Raw genomic sequence first — 24,994 nt, forward strand, 5'->3', positions numbered from 1 at the left:
TGTCTGGATTAGATCGCCTTGCCGAACACCTTGTCCAGATGTGCCTCATAAGCCGCCAGTGCCGCCGGTACATCCGGGCGTTTCATCACATCCACCGCCAGGAAGGTCGGCAGGCCGGTCATGCCAAGGAACTGGTTGGCCTTGTGGAACGGGAAGTACACGGCATCCACACCCTTGCCTTCGAAGAAGTCGGCAGGGTCATCGAATGCCTGCTGCGGCGCGTTCCAGGTCAGCGACAGCATGTACTGCTTGCCATGCACCAAACCACCGCTGCCGTACTTTTGCGAGTGGTCCGAACGGGTGCGGCCATCGTTGGCGTAAAGGCTACCATGGCCAGCGGTGAAGACTTCATCGATGTACTTCTTCACGGTCCAGGGCGCGCCCATCCACCACCCCGGCATTTGATAGATGATGACATCGGCCCAGAGGAACTTCTCCACTTCAGCCTGCACGTCGTAGCCGCCGTCGATGAACGTCTCCTGCACATCGAAACCGGCGCGGTCCAGGTGAGCGATGGCCGCTTCGTGTAAGGTCGCGTTGAGGCGACCATCGGAGTGAGCGAACTGTTTACCACCATTGAGCAGAAGGATCTTTTTCATGCTGGCCTCCCCGGCCGGGTCAGAATTCATGCCGGCAGGTTAGAGACTCATGGGGGTGGGATATAGCGGTAACGAGGCAAAATACAATTGACCAGAAGTCACGAATGCGCACCTTATTATTGCCGTAGAATCGGTTCACCTTCCCATCACCGAGTAGCGCCCCATGAGCGAGCAGTTCGCCTTCATCCTCAAAGCCAAGACCCGCCCGGAAATGGCTGACGCCTTCGAAAACCTGTTCCGCCCTTATGTCGAGCCAAGCCGCCAGGAGCCGGGCTGCATCGAGTACCACATGCTGCGTGACCAGCAGGACCCGAGCCTGTTCGTGTTCTTCGAAGTGTGGGCCGACCAGGCTGCGCTGGATGTGCATTCGGCCCTGCCGCACATGGCCGCGTTCTTCGAAAAGCGCATGGATTACCTGGAGCGCGATTTCGATATCCAGCGGGTCGACATGCTCAGCGCCTCAAGCGCTAGCCGTTGATCAGCAAATGGCCGCCCAGTGCGGCCAGGCCGATGAAAAAGCAACGTTTGAACACCAGCGCGCTGATGCGTTGACGCAACCACTGGCCCACCAGCATGCCGAGCAGGGCTGGCGCCAGCATCAGCAGCGAAGCTCCCAACGCCTGGCCACCGAGGGCATCCTGCCCGGCCAGGCCAACGGCCAGCGCCAGGGTCGAAACCGTGAACGACAGGCCCAAGGCCTGGATCATTTGCTCGCGGCTCAGCCCCAGGCTCTGCAGGTAGGGCACAGCCGGTATCACGAACACACCGGTTGCCGCCGTGATTACCCCCGTCACCAGCCCGCAGGCTGGCCCCAGCCAACGTTCGTGCCTCGCCGCCAGATGCAAGCCTGGGCCGAGCAGCCCGTACACTGCATACACCAGCAAGGCCGCACCCAACGCGTGCACGGCCCATGGGCCACTGTTGATCCCCAACCAGGCACTGCCCAGCAAGGTGCCGATGAAGATCAGCGCCAACATCGGCACCAACCGCGCCAGCAACGCTCGCAGGTGCCCACCACTTGCCAATTGCCAAAGGTTGGTGAGGGTCGAAGGCACGATCAGCAGCGCAGCAGCCTGCGCCGGTGACATCGCCAGACCCAGCAGGCCCATGGCGATGGTCGGCATACCCAGGCCGATCACCCCTTTGACGGCGCCGGCCAGCAGGAAGGTCAGCACCACCAGAAGCGAGAGCGCTGGGCCAATGTTCTGGTAGAAAGCGAGCAAGGTAGTCATGGGCCGATAATGGCGTGCGCCGAGCGCGCTGAAAACCCCGGCCTCAACCAATGTGAGCAATTTCTCGGCCACTCACTTGCAGCCAGCAAAATCCTCGGCACACAATCGGCCCATCGCACCACTAAAAAGGACTTTCCAGTGGCATCGATCTACCAGCTCAAACCACGCTTCCAGGCCCTGCTGCGCCCAACCGTCCAGCGCCTGCATGACCGGGGCGTCACCGCCAACCAGGTCACCGTCACCGCCGCCGTGGTATCGATCCTGCTGGGCCTGCTGCTGGCCGCCCTGCCCCATGCCACTTGGTTGTTCATCCTGGTGCCAGTGTGGATGCTGCTGCGCATGGCGCTGAATGCCGTCGACGGCATGCTGGCCCGGGAGTTCGGCCAGCAATCCACCCTCGGCGCCTACCTCAACGAACTCTGCGACGTGATCGCCGACGCCGCCCTGTACCTGCCCTTCGCCCTGCTGGCTGGCGTGTCACCTACGCTGGTGGTGCTGGTGGTGCTGTGCGCCACCTTCAGCGAGTACGCCGGGGTCATGGGCCCGCTGGCCGGCGCATCGCGGCGTTATGACGGCCCCATGGGCAAAAGCGACCGCGCCTTTGCCTTCGGCGTGCTCGGCACCGGCGTCGCCTTTGGCCTGCTGAACGGCAGCTGGATCAATGGCTTGCTGCTGGTCATCCTCGCGCTCTCGCTCTATACCCTCTACAACCGGGTTCGCCAAGGGCTGGCCGAAACCCGCAGAGCCTAAAATCGTCGCAAAAGGACGTTGACCATGCGCCAAGCGCAAGCGCTGCACTTCTCCACCCATGACGGTGTCGAGCTGCACTACCGTCATTGGCCTGCCACCCGCAACGAACACCAGCCACGCCGGGCCGTGGTGATGTTCCACCGAGGCCATGAACACGGCGGGCGTATGGCCCACCTGGCCGATGAACTGGACATGCCGGGCTACGACTTCTTCGCCTGGGATGCGCGCGGCCACGGCCAGTCGCCAGGTGCGCGCGGCGACAGCCCGGGGTTCGCCACCAGCGTGCGCGACGTGCAAACCTTCATCGAACATATCCAGGCCCACCACGGTATCGCCGAGCAGGACGTGGTGGTGCTGGCGCAAAGCGTCGGCGCCGTGCTGATTGCCACCTGGGCGCACGACTACGCGCCCAAGGTGCGCTGCCTGGTGCTGGCCTCGCCGGCATTCAAGGTCAAGCTGTACGTGCCGTTCGCCCGCCCCGGCCTGAAACTGCTCAAGGCCTTGCGCGGCAACTTCTTCGTCAACAGCTACGTCAAGCCGCGCCTGCTTACCCATGACCCGGAGCGGGTGATGTCGTACGTGGCCGACCCGCTGATCAGTCGGCCGATTTCAGTGACCATGCTGCTGGGCCTGTACGAAGCCGCCGACCGGGTAGTAGCAGACGCTCAGGCCATTCAGGTACCGACCCAATTGCTGGTCTCGGGGGCCGACTTCGTGGTCGAGCGCCAGCCACAGGAGCGCTTTTTCGAACGGCTGGGCAGTGCTCGCAAGGAAATGCACATACTGCCCGGGTTCTTCCACGACACCTTGGGTGAACGTGATCGGGCCCATGCGCTGAGGCGTATCGAACGGTTTGTCGAACACTGCTTCACCCACCCCGCCGCACAGCCGTCATTGCTGGATGCCGACAAGACCGGCGCCAGCTGCGCCGAGGCCGAGGGCCTGGCCGCACCCTTGCCACGCAATTCGCCCCGCGACCTTTACTGGCGCGCCACCCGCGCGGGCCTGCAGCTGGGCAAGGGGCTGTCCGAAGGCGTGAAGCTGGGCTTCGACACCGGCTTCGACTCGGGCAGCACCCTCGACTACGTGTACCGCAACCAGCCGACCGGCAAGGGCAAACTGGGCCGCCTGATCGACCAGAACTACCTCGACGCCATCGGCTGGCGTGGCATTCGCCAGCGCAAGCTGCACGTCGAAGAATTGCTGCGCCTGGCCATCGCCCGCCTGCGTGAACAACAACGGCCCGTGCACATTGTCGATATTGCCGCCGGCCATGGCCGCTACATCCTCGAAGCCCTGCAAGACCTTGAGCAGCTGCCGGATTCGATCCTGCTGCGCGACTACAGCGAACTGAACGTTCAGCAAGGCAGCGCGCTGATCAGCGAAAAGGGCCTGGCCGACATCGCCCGCTTCGTCCAGGGCGATGCTTTCGCTCGCCAGAGCCTGGCCACACTTGAACAACCCCCATCGCTGGCCGTGGTGTCAGGGCTGTACGAACTCTTCCCCAGTAACCAGCTGGTGGGCGACTCGTTGGCCGGGCTGGCCGACGCCGTAGAGGATGGCGGCTACCTGGTCTACACCGGCCAGCCGTGGCACCCGCAACTGGAGATGATTGCCCGCGCCCTCACCAGCCATCGGGGTGGCGAGGCCTGGGTGATGCGCCGCCGCAGCCAGGCCGAGATGGACCAGCTGGTCGAGGCAGCGGGCTTCCGCAAGCTGGCCCAGCGTATCGATGAATGGGGCATTTTCAGCGTCAGCCTGGCACAGCGGGTACGCTGAGTGAGCCTGCCACGCGAGCCTGGGCTGATTCGCCGGGGCGTGTTCTGGCTTCTGCTGCTGGGGCCGTTGTTCTTCCTCAGCTATGGGCTGGCGAACCATTACACGGCCGGGCGCAGTGATGTCGGCAGCCTGGTGTTCGGCTGGGAGCACGGCATGCCGCTGTGGCCCTGGACGATCATCCCATACTGGTCGATCGACCTGCTCTACGGGCTGTCCTTCCCGCTGCCGCGCACACGCCAGGAAATGGACCGCCACGCGCTGGCGCTGCTCAGCGCACAGGTGATCAGCGTCAGTTGCTTCCTGCTGTGGCCGTTGCGCTTCACCTTCGAGCGACCGGACCTGGACGGGCTGTTCGGCTGGCTGTTCGATGTGTTGATGGGCTTCGACAAGCCCTTCAACCAGGCGCCTTCGCTGCACATCGCTTTGCTGGTGGTCATCTGGACGATGTTTGCCCGGCATGTGCAACACCAGCCCTGGCGTTGGCTGATGCATGGCTGGATGGCGCTGATCGGGGTGTCGGTGCTGACCACTTGGCAGCATCATTTCATCGATGTACCCACGGGGGCGCTGGCGGGGTTTGCCTGCCTGTGGCTGTGGCCATGTCAGGGGCGCCTGCCTTTTCAAGCGGCCCACCTTGCACGGGATGCCAAGCGTTGGAAGATCGCCGGTTGCTATGCTGTGGGCGCGCTGCTGTGTGCGCTTGCAGCTGTTGCGCTGGGCGGTACCGGGCTGTGGTTAAGTTGGCCGGCCGTGTCGCTGGGGCTGGTGGCGCTGAACTATGCCGTGTTCGGGGCGGGCGGTTTTCAAAAGGGTTCCGACGGGCACTTGTCGAATGCCGGCCGGTGGCTACTAGCGCCCTATCTGGCAGGTACGTGGCTCAATTCGCGGATGTGGACGAGGCGCCACCCGCAGGCGGATGAGGTATGCGATGGCGTGTACCTTGGGCGGATTCCAGGACGTGGCGAGGGAGAGCAATTTGCTGCGATTGTCGATTTGTGTGCGGAGCTGCCGTGCACAGTATTGGCTACGCAGGATTACCTGCATTTCCCCACCCTTGACCTGATAGCACCCGACGGCATCCTGCTACAGCAGGCCGCTAACGCCATCGAACACTGCCATGCCAAAGGCCCCGTGCTGGTCTGCTGCGCTTTGGGTTATTCACGCAGCGCCAGCGCCGTGGCGGCCTGGCTGGTGGTGACCGGCCGCTGCGATGACGCCCAGCAGGCAGAATCCCTTATCCGTAAAGCACGCCCCGGCATCGTCCTGCGCAACGCGCATCGCCAGGCTCTCCAGCAACTGGGAGCACAGCCATGAACCTGCGTGTAGTGGCCAGCCTGCTGGGCCGAGGCAAGCAGCTGGAACGCCTGTCCGACGGCCTCACCCTGCTGGCCCTAGCCTATGGCCTCACCCCCTTGCTGGGTCTCCCTCTGGCACCGCTGGCCAGCGTGCTGTGCAGCGTGCTGCTGGCGCTCGGCATGCTGCACAAGTACTGGGCCATCCGCGTGGCGATCGATGCCGAACTGTTTGCCCACCTAGCCAATAGCGAAGACCTGGCGGCAGACACCCAGGCCCTGGACCACGCCCTCTTCGAACTGAAACTCAAACCACAGGCCACCGACGGCCGCACATGGCCTGCCCGCAGCCAGGCCGCACTAGGCCTGTTGCGCCGTCAGGCCGTATGCCTGGGCCTGCAGCTCTCGCTAGCCTTGGCTACCCTGCTGACACTGCCTTTGAAGGGATAACGAACGCCCCATGCTCGCCAACCTGACCGCCTATGTCATCACCTCCGCCGCCCGCCTGATCACCGGCGCCCGCGCCCTGTGGCTGGGTTGCACGCCGCTGCCGGTGCAGCGCCTGTACTTCGCCAACCACAGCAGCCACGGTGACTTCGTGCTGCTGTGGGCCTCCCTGCCGCAGCCGCTGCGCAAGCGCACCCGCCCGGTGGCCGGCGCGGACTACTGGGCCAAACCGGGCATTCGCGACTTTCTCATTCGCAAGGTGTTCAACGGCGTGCTGATTGATCGGCAACGCAGTGAAGGCCAGGGCAGCCCGCTGCAACCGATCCTCGAAGCCGTGGCCCAGGGCGACTCGCTGATTTTCTTCCCGGAAGGTACGCGCAACCTGGGTGACGAGCCGCTGATGCCGTTCAGAAGCGGCTTGTACCACCTGGCGGCAGCCAACCCCGACGTCGAGCTGGTGCCGGTCTGGATCGCCAACCTCAACCGGGTGATGCCCAAGGGCCGTGCCCTTCCGTTGCCCCTACTTTGCACACTGAGCTTTGGCGAACCGTTGCACCTGCAGGCTGATGAAAGCAAGCAGGCCTTTCTAGCGCGGGCCAGCCAGGCCCTGCTGACCCTGGCCCCGAAGGATGCCTGACATGGACGACAACACCCTTTCCCTGTTCGCCGGCATCGGCGCCCTGCTGCTGCTCGCCAGCGTGATCGGCCGCCTGCTCAAGTGGCGGGCAGGCCCAGCGCCACACGCGGTAATCGACAACCTCAACGCCCGCATCAACGCCTGGTGGGTGATGGTGCTGGTCATCGGCATCGCTTTCCTGTTCGGCAAGTACGGTGTGATCGTGCTGTTCTACGGCGTGTCGTTCTACGCCCTGCGCGAGTTCATGACCCTTACCCCGACCCGGCGCAGCGACTACCCGGCGTTGGTGGCGGCGTTCTATGTGGCGCTGCCGGTGCAGTACGTGCTCATCGCCATGGACTGGTACGGCCTGTTCAGCATCTTCATCCCGGTGTACCTGTTCCTGCTGCTGCCGATATTGTCCAGCTTTGGCGGCGATACCACACGCTTCCTTGAACGTGCGTCAAAGGTACAGTGGGGGTTGATGATCGCGGTGTACTGCGTGTCATCGGTGCCGGCCTTGATGACGCTGGAGATCCCGGGCTACGAGGGCCGCAACCTGCTGCTGATCGCCTGGCTGATCCTGGTGGTGCAGATCAGCGACGTGCTGCAGTACGTATGCGGCAAACTGTTCGGCAAACACAAGGTGGCCCCCAACCTGTCGCCGTCCAAAACCGTCGAAGGCCTGGCCGGCGGCGTGGCACTGGCCACCCTGATAGGCGCCCTGCTGTGCTGGATCACCCCGTTCACCTTCTGGCAGGCCGCACTGATGGCCCTGACCGTGAACACCATGGGCTTCTTCGGCGGGCTGGTGATGTCGGCGATCAAGCGCGACCGTGGGGTGAAGGACTGGGGACACATGATCGAAGGCCATGGCGGCATGCTCGACCGCATGGACTCGGTGTGCTTTGCGGCGCCGGTGTTCTTCCACTTTGTGCGGTATTGGTGGGCGTAGCCACATACCCCTGGGGGGTATTCATCAGAGGCTCTGCCCAAAATCCAGAAACCTGCACGACTCCTGTGGGAGCGGGCTTGCCCGCGAAGAATGCGACGCGGTGCGTGGCACCGGCTTCGCCGGTGTTCGCGGGCAAGCCCGCTCCCACAGAGACCGCGCAAACTTCAGCGTCAGAACAACACAGTTGCTCCTTCATTGAGGGGCGTGGCACACCACAAAACTTACTTGAGGTAAGACCGCAATAACGCCGCCACCTTGTCCGCCTCATCCTGGCGCTCCTCGGCGCTCAGCCCGTCCGCCACCAGATGTTCGCGGATATGCCCTTCCATCACTTCGGCCATCAACCCGTTCACCGCGCCGCGCACGGCGGCGATCTGCTGCAGGATCGCCAGGCAGTCCTTGTCCTGCTCCAGCGCCGTCTCAAGCGCAGCGGCCTGGCCCTTGATCTTGCGCACCCGGGTCAGCAGTTGCTTCTTGCTCTTCAGGGTATGTGCCATTGGATTCCACACCATGCTAGGTATACTGGGGTATAGTATATTTCTCGATCTTCCGGGAGCATGATAAACCATGGCGACACAAACCTCAGACCGTTGGCAGCACAGCCATCAGTTCCACACCAGCAACCTGGGCGCCGAGCGCAAGACCCGCCTGGCGGTGTGGCTGACCGCCGTGATGATGGTGGCGGAGATTGCCGGTGGCTGGTTCTTCAACTCCATGGCACTGCTGGCCGACGGCTGGCACATGAGCTCCCACGCACTGGCCCTTGGCCTGTCGCTACTGGCCTACGCCGCCGCACGGCGCTATGCCGCTGATCGACGCTTTGCCTTCGGTACCTGGAAAATCGAGATTCTCGGTGGTTATTCCAGCGCGCTGCTGTTGCTGGGCGTGGCCGGGCTGATGGTGTTCCAGTCGGTGGAGCGGCTGCTGACACCGGGGCCGATCCATTATGACGAGGCCATCTTCATCGCCGTGATCGGCCTTGCGGTCAACCTGATTTGTGCCTGGCTACTGCGCGATGACCATCACCATCATGATCATCATGGGCACGACCATCACCATGACCACGGCCATCACCACGACGACCTGAACCTGCGCTCGGCCTACCTGCACGTGATGGCAGATGCCGCCACTTCGGTGCTGGCCATCGTTGCCTTGCTGGCCGGCAAGTTCTGGGGCGCCAGCTGGCTCGACCCGGTCATGGGACTGGTGGGTGCACTGCTGGTGGCGCTGTGGGCCCGCGGCCTGCTGCGCGATACCGGCCGGGTGCTGCTGGATGCGGAGATGGACGCGCCGGTGGTAGCAGAAATCCGCGAAGTGGTGGCGCAGCTGCCGGTGCCGGCCAGTATCACCGACCTGCATGTATGGCGGGTGGGCAAGGACCAGTACGCCTGCATTCTTGGCTTGGCCACCTCAAGTGCCCTCAGCGCCGACAGCGTGCGCCAGGCCTTGGGTGTGCATGAAGAACTGGCGCACGTCACCGTCGAGGTAAACCGCCTGGCATAGCGCGACCAGACAGCTGGACGTCGAGCCCAGGCAACTGCGGCTCGGCCGATAGCCCTATGGTGACGAGTCATTCAGCCAGTCACCAGGAGTTGTGCCATGTCCGATTTCATCACCGTCCTGCGCGAAACCTGCCCGACGCCGGTCGTGGACGCCACCAAGTGGAAGCGCATCGGCGGCGATCCGCACACCGTCAACCTCAATGCCTACCTGTCGGCCGACGGCAGCAAGATCATGGGCACCTGGATCTGCACCCCGGGCAAGTTCGAGGTCAACTACGAGAAGTGGGAGTTCTGCCACTTCCTCGATGGCTACTGCATCATCACCCCGGAAGGCGAAGAGCCGAAGCACCTGAAAGCCGGTGACGTGTTCGTCATCGAACCGGGGATGAAAGGCACCTGGGAAGTGGTCGAGACTGTACGCAAGTATTTCGTTTTCGCCTGACAAAAAAAATCGCGGGGCAGGCGCTCTTCCCTCTGGTGCGCAGTTACAGAGGGAAGGCCACCTGGCCCGCGAAGAAGCCCACCTCGCTCGTCAATCCTTCTTGCGATACCCCTCGACGATGGCCGAGAAGTCCTTGCCCCCTTCGCCGCGCAGGCTCATGGCCTGATACAGCTGCTGGGCCACGGCCCCGAGGATCACCGGCTGGTGTGCCTGGCGTGCCGCTTCGGTGGCCAGCCCCAGGTCCTTGAGCATCAGCTCGGCGCCAAAGCCACCGGTATAGCCACGCGATGCCGGCGCCGTTTCGATGATGCCCGGCCACGGGTTGTAGGTGTCCGAACTCCAGCAACGCCCGGTCGAGCTGTTGATGATGCCGGCCAGCACCTTGGTGTCGATGCCCAGGGCGTTACCCAGGGCCATGGCCTCGGAGACGCCGATCATGGAGATGCCCAGCAGCAGGTTGTTGCAGATCTTGGCGATCTGCCCGGTGCCGACTTCACCGCAGTGCACGATGTTACGGCCCATCTGCTCCAGCACTGGCTTGAGGCTGGCGAACAGCTCGGCGCTGGCACCGACCATGAAGGTCAGGGTGCCCGCAGCCGCGCCGCCGGTGCCACCGGACACTGGCGCGTCGCCCATGTCCACACCCTTGGCCGCTGCGGCCTTGGACACATCGCGTGCGGTCTGCGGGTCGATGGTGCTGCAGTCCACGGTTGGCGTGCCGGGGCGAATGCCGGCCAGCACACCGTCGTCGTTCAGGTATACGCTGCGCACATGGGCCGCCGCCGGCAGCATGGTGATGACCAGCTCGCTGTTGGCCGCCGCGTCCTTGGGCGACGGGCTGATCTGCCCGCCCAGTTCTGCCAGCTCGGCCAGCACGGTTTTGTTCAGGTCGAACAGGTTCAGTTGGTGCCCGGCCTTGATCAGGTTGCGGGCCATGGGCGCGCCCATGTTGCCGAGGCCAATGAATGCAATACGCATGACGTCTCCTTAGCGCAGGCTGATGGTGGTGTTCACACCGTCATTCACACTGTCGTCATCGAACCAGCGGGCGGTGACGGTCTTGGTCTGAGTGTAGAACTGCACCACCTGCTTGCCGTACGGGCCGAGGTCTCCGAGCTTGGAGCCACGCGAACCGGTGAAGCTGAAGAACGGTACCGGTACCGGGATCGGGATGTTGATACCGACCTGGCCGATGTCGATTTCGCTCTGGAACTTGCGCGCGGCCGCGCCGCTCTGGGTGAACAGGCCGGTGCCGTTGCCGAACGGGTTGGCGTTGACCAGGGCGATGGCCTCGTCGAGGGTATCGACCTCCAGGGTCACCAGCACCGGGCCGAAGATTTCCTGGGTGTACACCTGCATGTCGGTCTTCACGCCCGAGAACAGGGTTGGGCCGACGAAGTTGCCCTGCTCGTAGCCCGGCACCTTGACATCGCGGCCGTCGAGCTCCAGCTTGGCGCCTTCCTTGATGCCACTTTCGATCAGGCCCAGCACACGCTCCTTGGCGCGTTTGGACACTACCGGGCCTACATCGGTGCCAGGCTCACAGCCGGCATTGACCTTGAGCTTGCTGGCCGCTTCCTTGATATCCGGCAGCCATTCGCGAGCCTTGCCCACCAGCACCGCCACCGAGGTGGCCATGCAGCGCTGGCCTGCAGCGCCGAAGGCAGCACCGACCAGGGCGTTGATGGTTTGCGTACGGTTGGCATCGGGCAGCACAACGGCGTGGTTCTTGGCGCCCATCATCGACTGCACGCGCTTGCCGTGCTGGCTGCCCAGGTTGTACACGTGGGTGCCGACTTCGGTGGAGCCTACGAAGGAAATGGCTTTGATGTCTTGATGGGTGCAAATGGTATCCACCACTTGCTTGCCACCGTGCACCACGTTCAGCACACCCGCCGGTACGCCAGCTTCCAGCGCCAGCTCGACCAGCAGCATGGTCGAGAGAGGGTCCTGTTCGGACGGCTTGAGCACGAACGTGTTGCCGCAGACGATGGCCATGGGGAACATCCACAGCGGGATCATCGCCGGGAAGTTGAACGGGGTGATGCCGGCGCATACACCAATCGGCTGGCGCAGGGTGTAGGTATCGACACCGCCTGCGACGTTCTCGGCGAACTCCCCCATCTGCAAGGTGCCGATGGAGGCGGCGTGCTCGACCACTTCCAGCCCACGGAAGATATCGCCTTCGGCATCAGCCAGGGTTTTGCCCTGCTCGGCGCTGAGCACCTGGGCAATACGTTTGGTGTGTTCGCGGATCAGCGCCTGCAGCTTGAGCATGATGCGCATGCGTGCACCAATCGGGGTGTCGCGCCAGGTCTGGAAAGCGCGATGGGCAGCAGCCACGGCAGCGTCGACTTCTTCGACAGTGGCGAACGGCACGCGCGCCAGTACTTCTTGGGTGGCAGGGTTGACGATGTCGCGCCATTCGGTGGTCTTCGACTCGACCCATTGGCCGTCGATCAGCAGCTTGACCTGCTCGACCTTGGTCGGGTTCGGGGATTGCGGTGCGTTCATCTGCGTTCTCCTTGGAATTATTGTCGGGACGAGATCGCCAGCGCCAAGCAAACGCAAGGTGGCGTCCTGAGGCTTTTTTCGAGTATAGATGTGCAAACATCCAACAAGAACGCACAAAAAAACCGGATCATCATGCAAAAAGACCTCACATCCCTGAGCGCACTCAACTGGGACGACCTGAAGTTTTTCCTTGAAGTGGCCCGCACCCGCAAGGCCAGCAGTGCCGCCAAACGGCTGAGCGTGGACTACACCACGGTGTCGCGGCGCATCAGCTCGCTGGAGGGGGCGCTGGGTACGTTGCTGTTCGAAAAATCGCGGACCAACGGCTTTGTGCTCACCGCCGAAGGTCAGCGCCTGCTGGGCTATGCCGAGTCGATCGAAAGCACGCTGCACATGGCCTGCGAGCAGGTATCCGGGTCGGGCGTGGCGCTGTCGGGGCATGTACGCATGGGCTGCACCGAGGGCTTTGGCAGCTTCTTCATTACCCCGCAGCTGAGCCACTTCGTTGATGCCTACCCGGCGATTTCGGTGGACATCCTGCCGCTGCCGCACTTCATCAGCCTGTCCAAGCGTGAGGCGGACATCGTCATCGCGCTGGAGCGGCCGGAGCATGGGCCTTATGTATGCTGCAAGCTCTGTGATTACCGCTTGCGGCTGTATGCGACGCAGGATTACCTGGACAGCCACGCGCCGATTCGTCAGGTGGCGGACTTGGCCAAACATCCCTTTATCAGTTACGTGGATGATTTGGCGTTCAGTTCGGAGCTTTTGTACCTTGCCAACCTGATTCCCGGTGCCACTGCGCACCTGCGCAGCACCAGTGTGATTGCGCAGTACACGGCGGCGTTGCAGGGGCGTGGGTTGGCGATATTGCCGTGTTTCCTGGCTGCGCAGGACCCGCGTTTGGTGACGGTGTTGCCGGAGGAGATCGAGGTGACGCGGCAGTTCTGGATGTATTGCCGGGAAGATTTGAGGAAGTTGAAGCGGATAACCCTGCTGTGGGATTACATCCGGGGGGTGACCGAGGCGAATGCACCGTTGCTGATGGGGGGAACGCGGGAGATGAGTTTTGCTCAGGAATGATCAGGGCGCTCTGCGCCCTGATATACCCAGTCAGTAAGACGCCACCACGATAGACACCCGCCGGTTCTCGGTACGCCCGGCGCTGGTGCGGTTGTCTGCTACCGGTTGCGTGCTGCCCAGGCCACGGCGCTGAATGTTCTGGGCCTGCATGCCCACCCCGACCAGCGCTTTGGCCACACTTTGGGCACGGCGCTCGGACAGTTGCTGGTTATACGCCGCCTTGCCGGACGAATCGGCATGCCCGTCTACCCGAACGCCCTGGATACCAACACCCAGCAGCGCCTTGCCAATGCGCTCGACAATCGCCTGGCTCTGGCCGTTTAGGCTGTCAAGGTCGCTGCCGAACAGCACTTTGCCAGACAGGTCGTAGGCCCAGCCTTCATCGGTGGGGGTAAAGCCTTCGCGCTTGAGTACGGCAATCTGTTCAGGGGTAAGGCCCTTGGGGGGGGCGCTCTGGCAACCGGTCAGCGCCAGCACGGCGAGCAACAAGGCCCACAGGGGAAAACGTATAGCGTGCATCACGGGTTCAACTCCTGTTCTTGATTTCACTGGCGGACCGTTCCGTCTGCGCCACTTGCCAATGGCCACGGCGTTTACGCTTGGCCTCGTACATCGCCGCATCGGCGGCATTGAGAAGACTGGCGGGGTCAGCGCCATCATCAGGGTAATAGGCGATACCAACACTCAACGAGGTGGCGATACTGCGGCCGCTGTCCAGCTGCACCGGCAGCTTCATGCTGGCCACGATCTTGTCGGCAATGTGTTCGGCGTCCTGGCGCGACTGCAACGGCGTCAGCAGCACCGCGAACTCGTCGCCACCCAGGCGGGCTACCAGGTCGTGTTCACGCACCTGGGCGCGCACACGGTCGGCGACGCTGATCAGCACTTCGTCGCCCACGGCATGGCCGAGGGTGTCGTTGATCTGCTTGAAGTGGTCGCTGTCGAGGAACAGCAGCGCCAGGTGATCCTGCTGCCGCGCCGCATTACGCACGCTGCGGCTCAAACGCCCTTCGAAGAAAGCGCGGTTGGGCAAACCGGTAAGGCTGTCGTGGCTGGCCTGGTGGGCCAGGGTCTGATTTTCGTTCTGCAGGTGGCTTTGCCACACCTCCAGTTCGTCGAGCAGGGCATTGAAGTCGTTGCCCAGTTCGTTGAGTTCGGCAATTGGCGCTTCCGGCACGCGCCGGTCGAAGCTGCGTTCGCGGCGGGCGGCGTGGGCGACACTGGCCAGGCCGCGCAGCGGGCGGGTGATATTGCTGAGCAGGCGCCGCGAAAGATACTGGGCAGCCAAAGCGCTGAGTATCGTGCAGAACAGAATTCCGGCCAGACCGCTGAGCAGGAACAACAGCAGGCTACGGCCCTGGCCGACCAGTTCGGTGTGCCCGACTTTTTGCTGCTGGTGCAGGATCGGCAAGTTGACCGGCTCATCCAGCAAGGCCGTGGCCACCTGCACTTCGAGCTTGCCGAGCATGCCCGTATCACCGCGTTGCCAGTGCGCCAGCAGTTCGCCTTCGTTGTTGAAGACCTTGGCTTCGGCCACCTCCTCGTTACTGGCGATCAGCGCCAGTGATTCGTTGGCCGCTGCACTGTCATCGAACACCACCGCCGCCTCTACGGTGTAGTTGATCGAGCGGGCGATCAGGTGCAGGTTGTGATTGGCATAGACGCGCAGGGCGAGCACACCCAGCAGCGTAAGCGAAATACCGGCCAGGCCTACCGCGAGCAAGGCAACGCTGAGGTGGCCACGGCCCAGCACCGAACGCAGGGTCGGGCGCACGCCCTGCTTGCGGGTCGGCTTCATGGCTGCACCGCCCGGCGCCGCGACAGTTGCAGCACGCTGGGGTGAATGCGCACGCCGGAACGCGCCACCGAATCCAGGTTGACTTCAAAGGCCACCTGCTGGTCGCTGACCCTCAGGCAGAACAGGCTGCCGACCGTGCAGGGGTCGTTCGCTTCGCTGATGCTCAGAACCGGGTGGCCGCTGATGCGCTCGAACAGTTTGTCGCGCTGGCCCTGGTCAAGCTTGCCAATGTAGATGGCATCGCAGGCCTGGGCGACCTGGGTATCCTCTGCCAGCAGCCGCCGCACCTGCAGCGGGCGGCCGGACTCCTGTACATGGCCTTTGATCAGGTCATCGGCATACTCGGTGGGGCCAACCAGGCACAAGCGCAAGGGGGATGGTTCGACCGGCCAGCGGGCATAGCTGAAGATACCCAGTACGACCTGGGTTACGGCCTTGGCGCGTTGCTGGGCCTGGGCAGTGGTTGTGGCAGTATCTGCCCGGGCGCAGCCCATGGAAATGAACAGGGCGGCCAGCAACAGCGACAGTGCACAGCTTGGCGCTCGCCTCCCGGCCACGTTCATGTGGGAAATCTCTTATGGTCCTTTCCGGTAACGGCGCAACGATAGCACATGGCCGCTTCCTTGTATGGAAGAGCGGCCAGGTGCATCAGGTTGCATGCCCCTAGACCTGCTCCAGCATCAACCCGGAAATACGCCGTACCTTGCGCGCCACCGCTTCTTCGAAAATGCCCTGGCGTGGCTCGACCAGGCTGAAGCAGTGCTTGGCGCGGGTGATGCCGGTATACACCAGTTCCTTGGTCAGCACCGGGTTGAGCGCATCCGGCAAAACCAGTGCGGTGTGGCTGAACTCCGAGCCTTGGGACTTGTGCACGGTCATGGCGAACACCGTTTCCACTTCGTTAAGCCGGCTCGGCAGGACGAAGCGCACCCCGCCACTGCCATCGTTACGCGGGAAGGCCACGCGCAGCAGCGGCTCGCCTTGCTCATCCGGCAGGCGCAGGGCGATGCCGATGTCACCGTTCATCAGGCCCAGGCCGTAGTCATTGCGGGTCACCAGCACCGGGCGCCCTTCGTACCAGGGCTGCTGGCTGTCGATCAGCCCGGCATTGTGCAGCACCCGCGCCACCCGCTCGTTGAGGCCTTCGACCCCCCAGGCGCCGCGACGTACCGCGCAGAGCAACTGGAAGGCCTCGAAGCTGTGCAGCACCTTGCCCGCCCACTGCTCCCATGCCGGGTCGTCAAATGCGGTTTCGAGTGCCGGCCTGTAGCGGCCAAGGGTGCGCAGGTAGCTGCGATAGCCTTGCGGGCCTTCGGCACCACGGTTCAGGCCGTCGAGCAGCAGGCGGTCAAAAGCACGGTCTTGCTCGTGCTTGAGCGCCAGGCTGTGCACGTCGTCCGGTGGCGTGGACAGCAGGTTGCGTGCCGCGTAGGCGTCCTGGCGATTGACCAGCCTGGCCAGTTGACCAATCCCGCTGCCTTCGCCGAAGCGTCGTGAAAAACGCAGCATTACCACCTGCTGGGCAAGCGGGTTGCGCTGCTCATCACCAGCCTTGAGCCCGCTGCCGGCCAGCGACTCGCCGCTGACCTGTTCCAGCCAAGCGGTAGTTGCCGGCGAGTAATAGCCCTCCTCGGCATCCCGGCACAAATCCCCCAGCACCGCGCCGGCCTCGACAGAGGCCAACTGGTCCTTGTCCCCCAGCAGCACCAAGCGTGCCCGTGGCGGTAAGGCATCGAGCAGGTTGGCCATCATTTCCAGGTCGATCATCGACGCCTCGTCGACCACCAGCACATCCAGCGGCAACGGGTTGCCAGCATGGTGGCGGAAGTGCCGCGAGCCTGGGCGGCTGCCGAGCAGCCGGTGTACGGTGCTGACATCAGTGGGAATTTGCCCGCGGACTTCGGCGCTGACTTGCAGCCGCTCGACTTGCTGGCCAATGGATTCGGTCAGGCGCGCAGCAGCCTTGCCGGTCGGCGCTGCCAGGCGTATGCGCAGCGGCCTGCCCAGCTCTACCGCCGGCCCCTGCAGCAAGGCCAGCAGGCGTACGACGGTCGTGGTTTTACCCGTGCCGGGGCCGCCCGTGATGATGCTGAAACCGGCACGGGTGGCCAGCGCACACGCCAGCTTCTGCCAGTCCACCTGGCCTGCTGGCGCACCGCCCGCGAACAGCTGCGACAGGCGATCTGACAGGTCGGTCAGCGGCGATTCGGCCTGGGTCAGGCGCTGGCGCAGGGTATGGTCGATACGCCGCTCGTAGCGCCAGTAACGGCGCAGGTACAGGCGCTCGCCGCTGAGCACCAGCGGCCGCGCTTGCTGGCCTGGGTTATCGCCGAGTGCCACCAGCGAGCTGGCGGCAATGCGCTGTCGCCAGGCATTCAAGTCGAGGTTGGCCAGCAGCTGCGAGGGTAACAGCAGAGGGCCAGTCAAGGCGTCACCCTCCGGTGGCAGCGACAGCGCAAAGTCGGGCTCGGCCAGGGTTTGCTGCAAGTCGAGGCACACGTGGCCATGGCCCAGTTGGTGGCTGGCCAACGCTGCCGCCAGCAACAGCAAGGGGTCACTGCCAGGGGCGCGCTCTTCAAGGAACGACACGAATGCCCGGTCCAGGGCACGCAGCCATCCCCGCTCCACCCAGCGGTCGAGCAGTTGCAGCAGGTCACCACTGTCATGCTGAGGTGCCAGCGCCAACAGGTGCTCGGCGTGCAATGGCGTGGGCAAAAGGTCGACTAGGCTTCGGCTCATGGCGCGACTCCGGCTAACAGGTCCTGCTGTGCGGGCGCGCGCTCGCCACGGAACAGCGCATCCAAGCGCTCAATCAGCTCACGCGGTGGCTTGGCGTGGTACACGCCGTGGCCGCTGCTGCTGGCGCCTCGCAGGAAGATGAACAGGGCGCCACCGACATGGCGGTCGTAATCGTAATCGGGGAGACGTGCGCGCAGCTGGCGGTGCAGGGCCAGCAGGTACAGCACGTACTGCAGGTCATAGCGGTGCTCGATGATGGACTTTTCCATGGCCATTGTGTCGTAGGCCTGGATGTCCAGGCCCAGCCAGTTGGACTTGTAGTCGGTCACGTAGTACCGCCCATCCAGCTCGAACGCCAGGTCTATAAAGCCTTTGAACATCCCGTTGAGCACGGTCGGCTGCGCTGCCGGGCGTGACAGGCCAGGGTGGGTGTGGCGAGCGACCAGGCGATCGAGTTGTTCGGCGTCGACCTGGTGGCTGGCGAACCAGAACTCCATTTCGATCTGGTAATGGCGCAACTGACCGAGCGTTACGCTCAAGTCGTTGCCCGGCAACGGCAGCGGCTCGCTCAACAAGCGTTGCAGCCACTGGGTGAGCGTGGGAATCCAGCCGGTCCAGTCACGGCGGTTGCATCGCTGGCCAACGGTTCGCTCGATCAGCTGTGAGTTGCCGGTGACCTGGCTGAAGCCCTCGCGCCCAGCCCATTCCAGCAGGCCATGGAGGAAGGTGCCCGGGTTCGGCCCCCGTGGAAAGCGGTGGATATCGCCGCTCTCGGGCGGGACCTCGCGCAACACCTGGGCATCGAGCACCTCGTCATCCAGCAATTGCTGGGCCTGCGAGCTGTCGGCGCCGAGGGTCTGGTCGCCGACGCGCAGGGCGCTGTACGACGCGATCCACCAATGCTCGGCTGCTGCGCGGCGAGGCTTGCGTGCGGGCAGCAGCTCACGCTCGGCATGCGGCATGCGATACACCTGCTCATCCGCCTGCGGCAGACCTGGGCAGGTGATATGCGGGGACGTCGCTGCCAGCGCCTGCAACCAGTCCGTCAACTGCGTCGATCCGGCCAGAGCAAGGCCGCCCCCCAGCAGGTAGCCAAATGCCGAGCGGTGCAGCTGCGAACGCTTCTGGTTGCCACGTTTGAGGTCGGCCACACCCAGCCAGCAAGCATGCTGTGCACGGGTCAGGGCTACGTAGAGCAGGCGCAGGTCTTCGGCCAGGCGCTCGTCATCGGCGCGCTCGATCTGCTCCTGGTTCGGCGTGAGTGTGAGGTGGGCATTACCGTCGCTGTCATGCCAGGCTAACGGCAGTCGGGTGCCGTCGACAGGCTTGCTGGTGCAGATGAACGGCAGATAGACCAAGGGATATTCCAGCCCCTTGGACTTGTGGATCGTTACGACCTTGACCAGCTGTTCGTCGCTCTCCAGGCGCAGGATCTGTTCTTCACCGGCCTGGCCGGAACTGGCCAGGTGCTCGGCCAGGTGGCGGATCAACGCCTGCTCACCGTCCAGCTCACCTGCAGCCTGCTGCAACAGCTCGGCCAGGTGAAGCAGGTTGGTCAACACCCGTTCGCCATCACTGCGGCGAATCAGCGTGCGCGGCAGGTGGAAGTCGTGCAGCAGGTGGCGCAACATCGGTAGCACCCCTTGGCGCTGCCAGGTGTCGCGGTAAAGGCGAAAACGCATGACCCAGCCTTCCCAGACCCGCTCGTCCTGGTTCAGCCGGTCCAGTTCGGCCAGCGACAGGCCCAGTGTGAGGCTGGCCAGTGCGGCCTTGAGCAGGCGTTCCGAGTCTGGCTCGGCGCAGGCCTTGAGCCAGGCCAGCAGGTCGTGGGCTTCCTGGGCGGCAAACACCGAATCCTTGTCGGACAGGTACACGCTGCGCACATCACGCGCGGCCAGCTCGGCGCGAACTATCTGTGCTTCATGGCCATCACGCACCAGGATGGCGATGTCCGAAGGCAGGCAGGGGCGCAATTCGCCCTCGGCATTCTGGAAGCCCGCCGTGCCCTGCTGGCCACCGTTGAGCAAGGCGACGATATGGCTGGCGCAGCTGGCGGCCAGTTGCTGGCGGTAGACGCTGCTGGAAACCGGCTCTTCGCTTTCCAGCTGCCAGCACTGCAGGGCTGCGCTGGCCTCACCGTCGATCAATAGCTGTTCGCTACGGCCCTTGGCATGCACCTCGACGAACGGCAACGGGTTGTCATCAGCTTCGCGGAACAGGAATGCACCCCGCCCCGTTTCACGCGCTTCGGCCTGCAGGAACACCTGGTTGACCGCCGCGACCATGGCTTTGCTGGAGCGGTAGTTGGTGTCCAGGCTGTGCAGGCGGCCACTGGTGGCGCGCCGCGCAGCAAGGTAGGTGTAAATGTCGGCACCCCGGAAGGCGTAAATCGCCTGCTTGGGGTCACCGATCATGAACAGGCCGGTTTGCGCACGGTTTTCGCTGATCTGGTAAATGCGCTCGAAAATCCCGTACTGCACCGGGTCGGTGTCTTGGAATTCGTCGATCAGCGCGACCGGAAACTGCTCGCGAATCAGGCTGGCCAAGCGCTCACCGGCCTCGCTGGCCAGGGCGTGCTGCAGGCGCACGAGCATGTCGTCGAAGCCCATTTCCGCACGGCGGCGCTTTTCCACTTCGAATCGCGTCGATACCCAGCCGGCAGCATGCTCAAGCAACGGCGCATCTGGGTTGTCCAAGGCCTGCAATTGCTGTTGCAGCGTCTGCATGGCGTCGAGGGCCGGGTGCTCGGGCGGTTCGCCCTTCCAGGCTTCAGCCATGCCCGCCGGGGTGAGGCGGGTGAAGCCGGTACCCAGGTCGAGCTCCACCTGTTGCTCATCGGCTGCCCAGGCGCAAAGTTTGTCGAACCAGGGTTCGAAGTAACGGGCCTGCATCTTCCGGCCGTCGACCTGCTTGGCGGCCAGTGCATCGCGGCAGATTTGGCGCAGCTCTTCGGCCCACTGCGCCCACGGCGCCTTTAGCTGGGCCAGCTGTTGGCCACGTTGCTGCAGCGACGCCTGGATCAACGCAGCGGGCTCTGGCCCGTCGTGCTGAGCGCGTATACGGCCAAACAGCGGGCGGATGCGCGGCAGCAAGGCATCGGGGCTCCCCCAATTGCTGCGGACCCAGGCCAGCGCATCACCGCGCATGCCGTAGCAGAAACGCCGCCAGTAATCGCGCATCACCTGACCCAGCAGCTCGCTGTGGTCGGTTTCCAGGGTTTGGGTGAACAAGCTGCCACTGTCGAAGGCATGCTCGCGGAGCATGCGCTGGCACCAGCCATGGATGGTCGATACCGCCGCTTCGTCCATCCACTGCACTGCGATTTCCAGGCGGCCGGCACAACGCGGCCAGGCCTCTTGTGGATAATCGTCACGCAGCTGATGCAACAACGGGTCGGCGCCTTCCAGTTCACCACGGAAAAACCGTGCAGCCTCAGCCAGGCGGGCACGAATGCGCTCGCGCAGCTCTTTGGTGGCAGCGTCGGTAAAGGTCACCACGAGGATTTGTGGTGGTAGCAGCTCGCGGTCGAAGCCCTGTTCGCCACCGTGGCCGAGGATCAGGCGCAGGTACAGCGCCGAAATGGTGAAGGTCTTGCCCGTACCGGCGCTGGCCTCGATCAGCTGGCTGCCGTGCAGGGGGAAACTCAGTGCCAAGGGACGGGCCTGGGTCATACGCCTTTCTCCGGATTGCCCAAGGTCTGCCAAGGGGCGGTGAACAACGGGCGGTACAAGGTTTCGCACCAGCCTTCGAAGGTTTCGTCAGCGGTGAGTGCGGCAAAGTCACGGAACTGGCGAGCCAGGGCAATGCTTTCACCACGCTCGCCAAAGCTGGTGCGCTCGTCGCCTTCGTAGGCGCGGGCTGCGGCGGCAAGGGCCTTGTCGGCATCGTCCTGGGCCAACCATGCAAACGCGGTTTTGGCTGCAACGGGCAGAGGCGCATTCATCCCTGCCTGACGGGCCACCAGCAAATCGCCCAACAGTTGCGTGGCCTGCTCGGGCGGCAGCGGGGCAAGCAACAGGGTCAGGTCACTGGCTACCAGCGCACTGTTATACGGGTAGCCCGCCGCACAGGCGGCCAAGTGCGTGACCCAAGGGGCAATCAGCCGGTGCCACTTGAGGTTGTTGCGCCCGGCACTGATGGTGTTGGGTACGGTGGTGATGCTGAGCAGGCTCTGGTCATTCGCCTGGAACACACGGCCCAGCCAGCCTTCGAGCCGGTGCTGGCCGTGCTCGAAATGCACCGGCAAAGCGCCCTCGACCAGCTGTGGCCAGCGTTGCAGCAACTGCTGGTGACGTTGCAGCAGGTCAGGTAGCGGTTCGATCAGCTCGTTTTGCAGTAGCTCGCCGAAGCCGGCCAGTGGCAACAAACCGCAGGCTTGCAGGCGCCGGGCCTGGGCCTGCAAGGCCTGTTCGGCGTTGCCCGGCTCGGCCAGGGCGGCGCCGAGCAAGCTCTCACTGGCACCGTAGCGTTGCAGGGTATCGAGGACAAAAGGTTCTTCGTCCGGGGTCGGCGCCTCCAATGCTTCGAAGTACACCTTCAAACGCTGGCTGAAGAAGTGCCTTACCGGGTGGCGCAGGAAGTCATTCAGCTGGGTCAGGCTCAGGGCTTCATCGTCGAGATAAGGTGGCAAGCCTGGGTCGCCCTGCCCTTGCTCCTCGCCTTGCTGGTGCAGCACCTGCCATTCGTGGGCAAAACTGAACAGCGGGCTACCCTTCTGGAAATAGCGGGGGCTGAACGGCTGCAGCGGGTGCTCCTGGGTCAGTCCGTGCAGCAGGTGCTCGCCCGGCTGCGCGGGTTGCCCTTGCTCGACGCTGGTCAACTGCCAGCCCGCAGCGATGTGATCGCGCAACTGGCCGATCAGTACCGAGGCGGGGCGCTCGCTGTTGTCGCGGATACTGCGCCCAACCCAGCTGACATACAGTTGGTCACGTGCCGACAGCAGCGCTTCGAGCAGCAGGTAACGGTCGTCTTCGCGGCGTGAGCGGTCACCGAGGCGGTAATCGCTGGCCATCAGGTCGAAGTCCAGTGGTTGCTGGGCGCGCGGGTAGTCGCCATCGTTCATGCCCAGCAGGCAGACTACGCGGAACGGGATGGCGCGCATGGGCATGAGGGTGCAGAAGTTAACCGAACCGGCGAGGAAGCGTTGCGACAGCTTGCCCTGGTCGAGGCCTGACAGCCAGGCTTCACGCACCACGGTCAGCGGCAACGGATCATTCAGCCCAACAGCCTCGCACACTTCGAGCCAGCCATCGCGCAGGTCCTGTAGCTGCATCAGCAGGAATTCGTCGTGCTCATCCTCGGCGAGGAAGAATACCTGCAGCAAGGCGTGCAGGCGCTCTCCCCACTGACTGACAGTGGCGGGCTCGGAAAATGCCTGACAAGCGACGTCGAGTGCATCGAGCAGTGCAACCAGCGGACCAATCAGTGCTGCGTCCAGGCCGCCGATTTCATCGTAGGGCTCGATGCCGTCGCAGGCCTCTCCCACACCTACGGCATAGCCCAGCAGCATGCGCCGCAGGCCGAAGCGCCAACTGTTCTGTTCAAGCCCGGCGGGCAAACCCAGGCTGGCCCGCTGCTCGGCGTTGAGGCCCCAACGGATACCGGCGCCCTCGATCCAGCGGTGCAGCGTAGGCAAGTCGTTTTCGCGGATACCGAAGCGGGCACGGACTGCCGGTACGTCAAGCAGGTCGAGCACTTCGCTCACCGCGAAACGGCTATCCGGCAGTTTGAGCAAGTGTTCAAGGGCGATCAGTAAAGGCTCACGCCCGCGCTGTCCCTGATCGGTGAGGGTGAACGGGATGTAGCGCGGGTCATTGCGCTGCAACTGGCCGAACACGGCGCGGATATGCGGCGCGTAAGTGTCGATGGCTGGCAGCATGACGATTACGTCACGCGGGCGCAACGTAGGGTCGGCGCTGAAGCGGGCCAGCAGCTGGTCATGGAGAATCTCCACTTCGCGTTGCGGGCTGTGTGCAATGTGGAAGCGGATCGAGCGGTCTTTGCCTGGGTCGACTGGCGGCCACAGCTCACGGGTTTCGGCGAGCGGGCGCAGTTCAAGAATGTCGTCCTGCAACTGGTTGAGCAATGTGGTGGGCGAGCCGTCGCTGAACAGGTCGATGCGCCCATCGCTGAACGCACCCTGGTAGCTGCCTGGGTCGTCATAGCTGTCGAGCAGGTTGATGTAGTCGCGGCCCTGTTTGCCCCAGGCAGCCAACAACGGATGAGCATGCTGGTGCAGCGACTGCTCGTCCAGTTGCAGGGGCATGCCCTGTTTGCGTTGCTGGCGTTTGTACTGGTGGCGCAACAGGTCCTTGTCGGCAACAATGTCGGCCCAGTGGTGGCGGCAGGGGTTGTGCACGCACAGCAATACCTGGCTAAAGCGCGCCAGGCCTGCCAATGCTTCCAGGGCCTGTGCAGGCAACGAGGAAATGCCGAATACGATCACCCGCGATGGGAGCCCCGCAGGTGCCTGTTCCAGGTTGTTAATGCGCTCGGTGAAGCGCTGATGTACCCCGGCGCGGCTTTGAGCCATCCCCTGCTCACCAACATCCTCCAACAAGGCTCGCCACAACTCGGCTTGCCAGCGATTGCCCGGCGGCAGGGCTTTGCGCTCACCACGGGCAGTATTGAGGATATGATTGCCGGCAGCCCAGTCCTTGAGCCAGTCGGCGCGGTAGACCTGGTACTGGTCGAACAGGTCAGCCAGTCGCTCGGCGAGCTGGTAGCGCTTGCGCAGGTCGCTGTCGTCATTGAGGAAGCGCTGCAGCGGCTCGAAATGCGGGCGCTCTATCAGGGCTGGCAGCAGGCGCATCAGGCGCCAGGTCAGTGGGGCCTTGTCGAGCAGGGATACTTCGGGAATTTCGTCATGGCCCAGCACGCTGCGGTACAGCTGCCACATGAAGCTGCCAGGCAATTGCACATCGATTGCGGCAGCGATGCCGCAGCCACCCAGGTCATTTTCCAGCGGGTCTTCAGCCAGGGCCAGTTTGAGCCATTGGGCGATACCATTGCTTTGGACAAGGGCGATTTCGTTTTCCAAAGGTGCCAAGGGGTAACGGCGCATCCAGCTCACCACCAGGCTGCGTAGGTCATCGAGGCGGTTGCCGTGGACGATCATGAAACCTGGGTGGAGCGTGGTAATAGCCATTGAGCATTCCCTGGAAGGCAGTTGGTTCAGATGCGGAACCATATCACGGGGCGTGGCACGGACCGTGGCACGCTTGGAGACAAATCTTTTCCTGTCCGG

21 protein-coding genes are annotated in these 24,994 nt (G+C 63.7%); 10 read left to right on the forward strand and 11 right to left on the reverse strand.

The window, feature by feature from the left end; translation table 11 throughout:
- Positions 1 to 8: 8 nt before the first annotated feature.
- Entirely contained in the window at positions 9 to 599 is a 591-nt protein-coding gene (locus ACF8R4_RS00645) for an NAD(P)H-dependent oxidoreductase (RefSeq protein ID WP_060500016.1), read from the reverse strand.
- Positions 600 to 762: 163 nt separating this feature from the next.
- Here ACF8R4_RS00645 and ACF8R4_RS00650 point away from each other — a divergent pair, with 163 nt between their 5' ends.
- Complete coding sequence (locus ACF8R4_RS00650) at positions 763 to 1,077, forward strand: putative quinol monooxygenase (RefSeq protein WP_016713437.1); 315 nt, start codon at positions 763 to 765, stop codon at positions 1,075 to 1,077.
- Here ACF8R4_RS00650 and ACF8R4_RS00655 read toward each other — a convergent pair.
- The gene (locus ACF8R4_RS00655) at positions 1,067 to 1,831 is read right to left on the reverse strand and encodes a sulfite exporter TauE/SafE family protein (RefSeq protein ID WP_060500017.1); all 765 of its coding nucleotides are present in this window, start codon (positions 1,829 to 1,831) and stop codon (positions 1,067 to 1,069) included. The two genes, ACF8R4_RS00650 and ACF8R4_RS00655, sit on opposite strands and share 11 nt — an antisense overlap.
- Before the next feature lie 138 nt (positions 1,832 to 1,969).
- On the opposite strand from ACF8R4_RS00655, the gene ACF8R4_RS00660 reads away from it, so the two are divergent.
- Genes ACF8R4_RS00660 through ACF8R4_RS00685 form a run of 6 tightly spaced genes read left to right on the forward strand, consistent with a single transcriptional unit; the run spans position 1,970 to position 7,670 of the window.
- Positions 1,970 to 2,581, forward strand: a complete 612-nt coding sequence (locus ACF8R4_RS00660; RefSeq protein WP_060500000.1) for a CDP-alcohol phosphatidyltransferase family protein — start codon at positions 1,970 to 1,972, stop codon at positions 2,579 to 2,581.
- 24 nt (positions 2,582 to 2,605) lie between these two features.
- A complete protein-coding gene (locus tag ACF8R4_RS00665) occupies positions 2,606 to 4,360 on the forward strand; it encodes a bifunctional alpha/beta hydrolase/class I SAM-dependent methyltransferase (RefSeq protein WP_060500001.1) in 1,755 nt (584 codons plus the stop codon).
- Positions 4,361 to 5,674, forward strand: coding sequence for a phosphatase PAP2/dual specificity phosphatase family protein (locus ACF8R4_RS00670; protein ID WP_392491467.1), 1,314 nt, complete (start codon positions 4,361 to 4,363; stop codon positions 5,672 to 5,674).
- The gene (locus ACF8R4_RS00675) at positions 5,671 to 6,102 is read left to right on the forward strand and encodes a hypothetical protein (RefSeq protein WP_104833948.1); all 432 of its coding nucleotides are present in this window, start codon (positions 5,671 to 5,673) and stop codon (positions 6,100 to 6,102) included. Before ACF8R4_RS00670 ends, ACF8R4_RS00675 begins: the two co-directional genes overlap by 4 nt.
- 10 nt (positions 6,103 to 6,112) lie before the next feature.
- Positions 6,113 to 6,736, forward strand: coding sequence for a lysophospholipid acyltransferase family protein (locus tag ACF8R4_RS00680; RefSeq protein WP_060500004.1), 624 nt, complete (start codon positions 6,113 to 6,115; stop codon positions 6,734 to 6,736).
- Position 6,737: 1 nt separating this feature from the next.
- Positions 6,738 to 7,670 (forward strand): phosphatidate cytidylyltransferase, encoded by a 933-nt coding sequence (locus ACF8R4_RS00685; protein WP_060500005.1) that lies wholly within the window; start codon positions 6,738 to 6,740, stop codon positions 7,668 to 7,670.
- Positions 7,671 to 7,891: 221 nt separating this feature from the next.
- Here the strand turns inward: ACF8R4_RS00685 and ACF8R4_RS00690 are convergent, their stop codons facing one another.
- A complete protein-coding gene (locus ACF8R4_RS00690; RefSeq protein WP_060500006.1) occupies positions 7,892 to 8,167 on the reverse strand; it encodes a metal/formaldehyde-sensitive transcriptional repressor in 276 nt (91 codons plus the stop codon).
- A 70-nt stretch (positions 8,168 to 8,237) separates the two neighbouring features.
- On the opposite strand from ACF8R4_RS00690, the gene dmeF reads away from it, so the two are divergent.
- Both dmeF and ACF8R4_RS00700 read left to right on the forward strand, forming a co-directional pair.
- Positions 8,238 to 9,173, forward strand: a complete 936-nt coding sequence (gene dmeF / locus ACF8R4_RS00695) for a CDF family Co(II)/Ni(II) efflux transporter DmeF (protein ID WP_060500007.1) — start codon at positions 8,238 to 8,240, stop codon at positions 9,171 to 9,173.
- 96 nt (positions 9,174 to 9,269) lie between these two features.
- The gene (locus ACF8R4_RS00700; RefSeq protein ID WP_003258412.1) at positions 9,270 to 9,614 is read left to right on the forward strand and encodes a cupin domain-containing protein; all 345 of its coding nucleotides are present in this window, start codon (positions 9,270 to 9,272) and stop codon (positions 9,612 to 9,614) included.
- A 90-nt stretch (positions 9,615 to 9,704) separates the two neighbouring features.
- Here the strand turns inward: ACF8R4_RS00700 and mmsB are convergent, their stop codons facing one another.
- Together mmsB and ACF8R4_RS00710 are read right to left on the reverse strand one after the other, a co-directional pair.
- On the reverse strand, positions 9,705 to 10,592 hold the full coding sequence (mmsB, locus tag ACF8R4_RS00705) for a 3-hydroxyisobutyrate dehydrogenase (protein ID WP_027609099.1): 888 nt from the start codon (positions 10,590 to 10,592) through the stop codon (positions 9,705 to 9,707).
- Between the two features lie 9 nt (positions 10,593 to 10,601).
- Positions 10,602 to 12,128, reverse strand: a complete 1,527-nt coding sequence (locus ACF8R4_RS00710) for a CoA-acylating methylmalonate-semialdehyde dehydrogenase (RefSeq protein WP_060500008.1) — start codon at positions 12,126 to 12,128, stop codon at positions 10,602 to 10,604.
- A gap of 132 nt (positions 12,129 to 12,260) precedes the next feature.
- Here ACF8R4_RS00710 and ACF8R4_RS00715 point away from each other — a divergent pair, with 132 nt between their 5' ends.
- Positions 12,261 to 13,211 carry a LysR family transcriptional regulator gene (locus ACF8R4_RS00715; RefSeq protein WP_060500018.1) on the forward strand — a complete coding sequence of 317 codons (951 nt, stop codon included), beginning with the start codon at positions 12,261 to 12,263 and terminating at the stop codon, positions 13,209 to 13,211.
- Positions 13,212 to 13,241: 30 nt separating this feature from the next.
- On the opposite strand, the gene ACF8R4_RS00720 is transcribed toward ACF8R4_RS00715, so the two are convergent.
- From ACF8R4_RS00720 to recC, 6 genes are all read right to left on the reverse strand, one after another.
- A complete protein-coding gene (locus ACF8R4_RS00720; protein ID WP_060500009.1) occupies positions 13,242 to 13,733 on the reverse strand; it encodes an OmpA family protein in 492 nt (163 codons plus the stop codon).
- A 4-nt stretch (positions 13,734 to 13,737) separates the two neighbouring features.
- On the reverse strand, positions 13,738 to 15,009 hold the full coding sequence (locus ACF8R4_RS00725; protein WP_060500010.1) for a diguanylate cyclase domain-containing protein: 1,272 nt from the start codon (positions 15,007 to 15,009) through the stop codon (positions 13,738 to 13,740).
- Positions 15,006 to 15,572, reverse strand: coding sequence for a YfiR family protein (locus ACF8R4_RS00730; RefSeq protein ID WP_060500011.1), 567 nt, complete (start codon positions 15,570 to 15,572; stop codon positions 15,006 to 15,008). Before ACF8R4_RS00730 ends, ACF8R4_RS00725 begins: the two co-directional genes overlap by 4 nt.
- Positions 15,573 to 15,672: 100 nt before the next feature.
- Positions 15,673 to 17,748 carry an exodeoxyribonuclease V subunit alpha gene (gene recD / locus ACF8R4_RS00735; protein WP_060500012.1) on the reverse strand — a complete coding sequence of 692 codons (2,076 nt, stop codon included), beginning with the start codon at positions 17,746 to 17,748 and terminating at the stop codon, positions 15,673 to 15,675.
- Complete coding sequence (recB, locus tag ACF8R4_RS00740) at positions 17,745 to 21,419, reverse strand: exodeoxyribonuclease V subunit beta (RefSeq protein WP_060500013.1); 3,675 nt, start codon at positions 21,417 to 21,419, stop codon at positions 17,745 to 17,747. Before recB ends, recD begins: the two co-directional genes overlap by 4 nt.
- On the reverse strand, positions 21,416 to 24,895 hold the full coding sequence (gene recC / locus ACF8R4_RS00745; RefSeq protein ID WP_392491474.1) for an exodeoxyribonuclease V subunit gamma: 3,480 nt from the start codon (positions 24,893 to 24,895) through the stop codon (positions 21,416 to 21,418). The genes recB and recC overlap by 4 nt, the downstream gene beginning before the upstream one ends.
- Positions 24,896 to 24,994 lie beyond the last annotated feature (99 nt).

It is taken from the genome of Pseudomonas sp. FYR_2 (assembly GCF_043106425.1).
Taxonomy (GTDB): domain Bacteria; phylum Pseudomonadota; class Gammaproteobacteria; order Pseudomonadales; family Pseudomonadaceae; genus Aquipseudomonas; species Aquipseudomonas monteilii.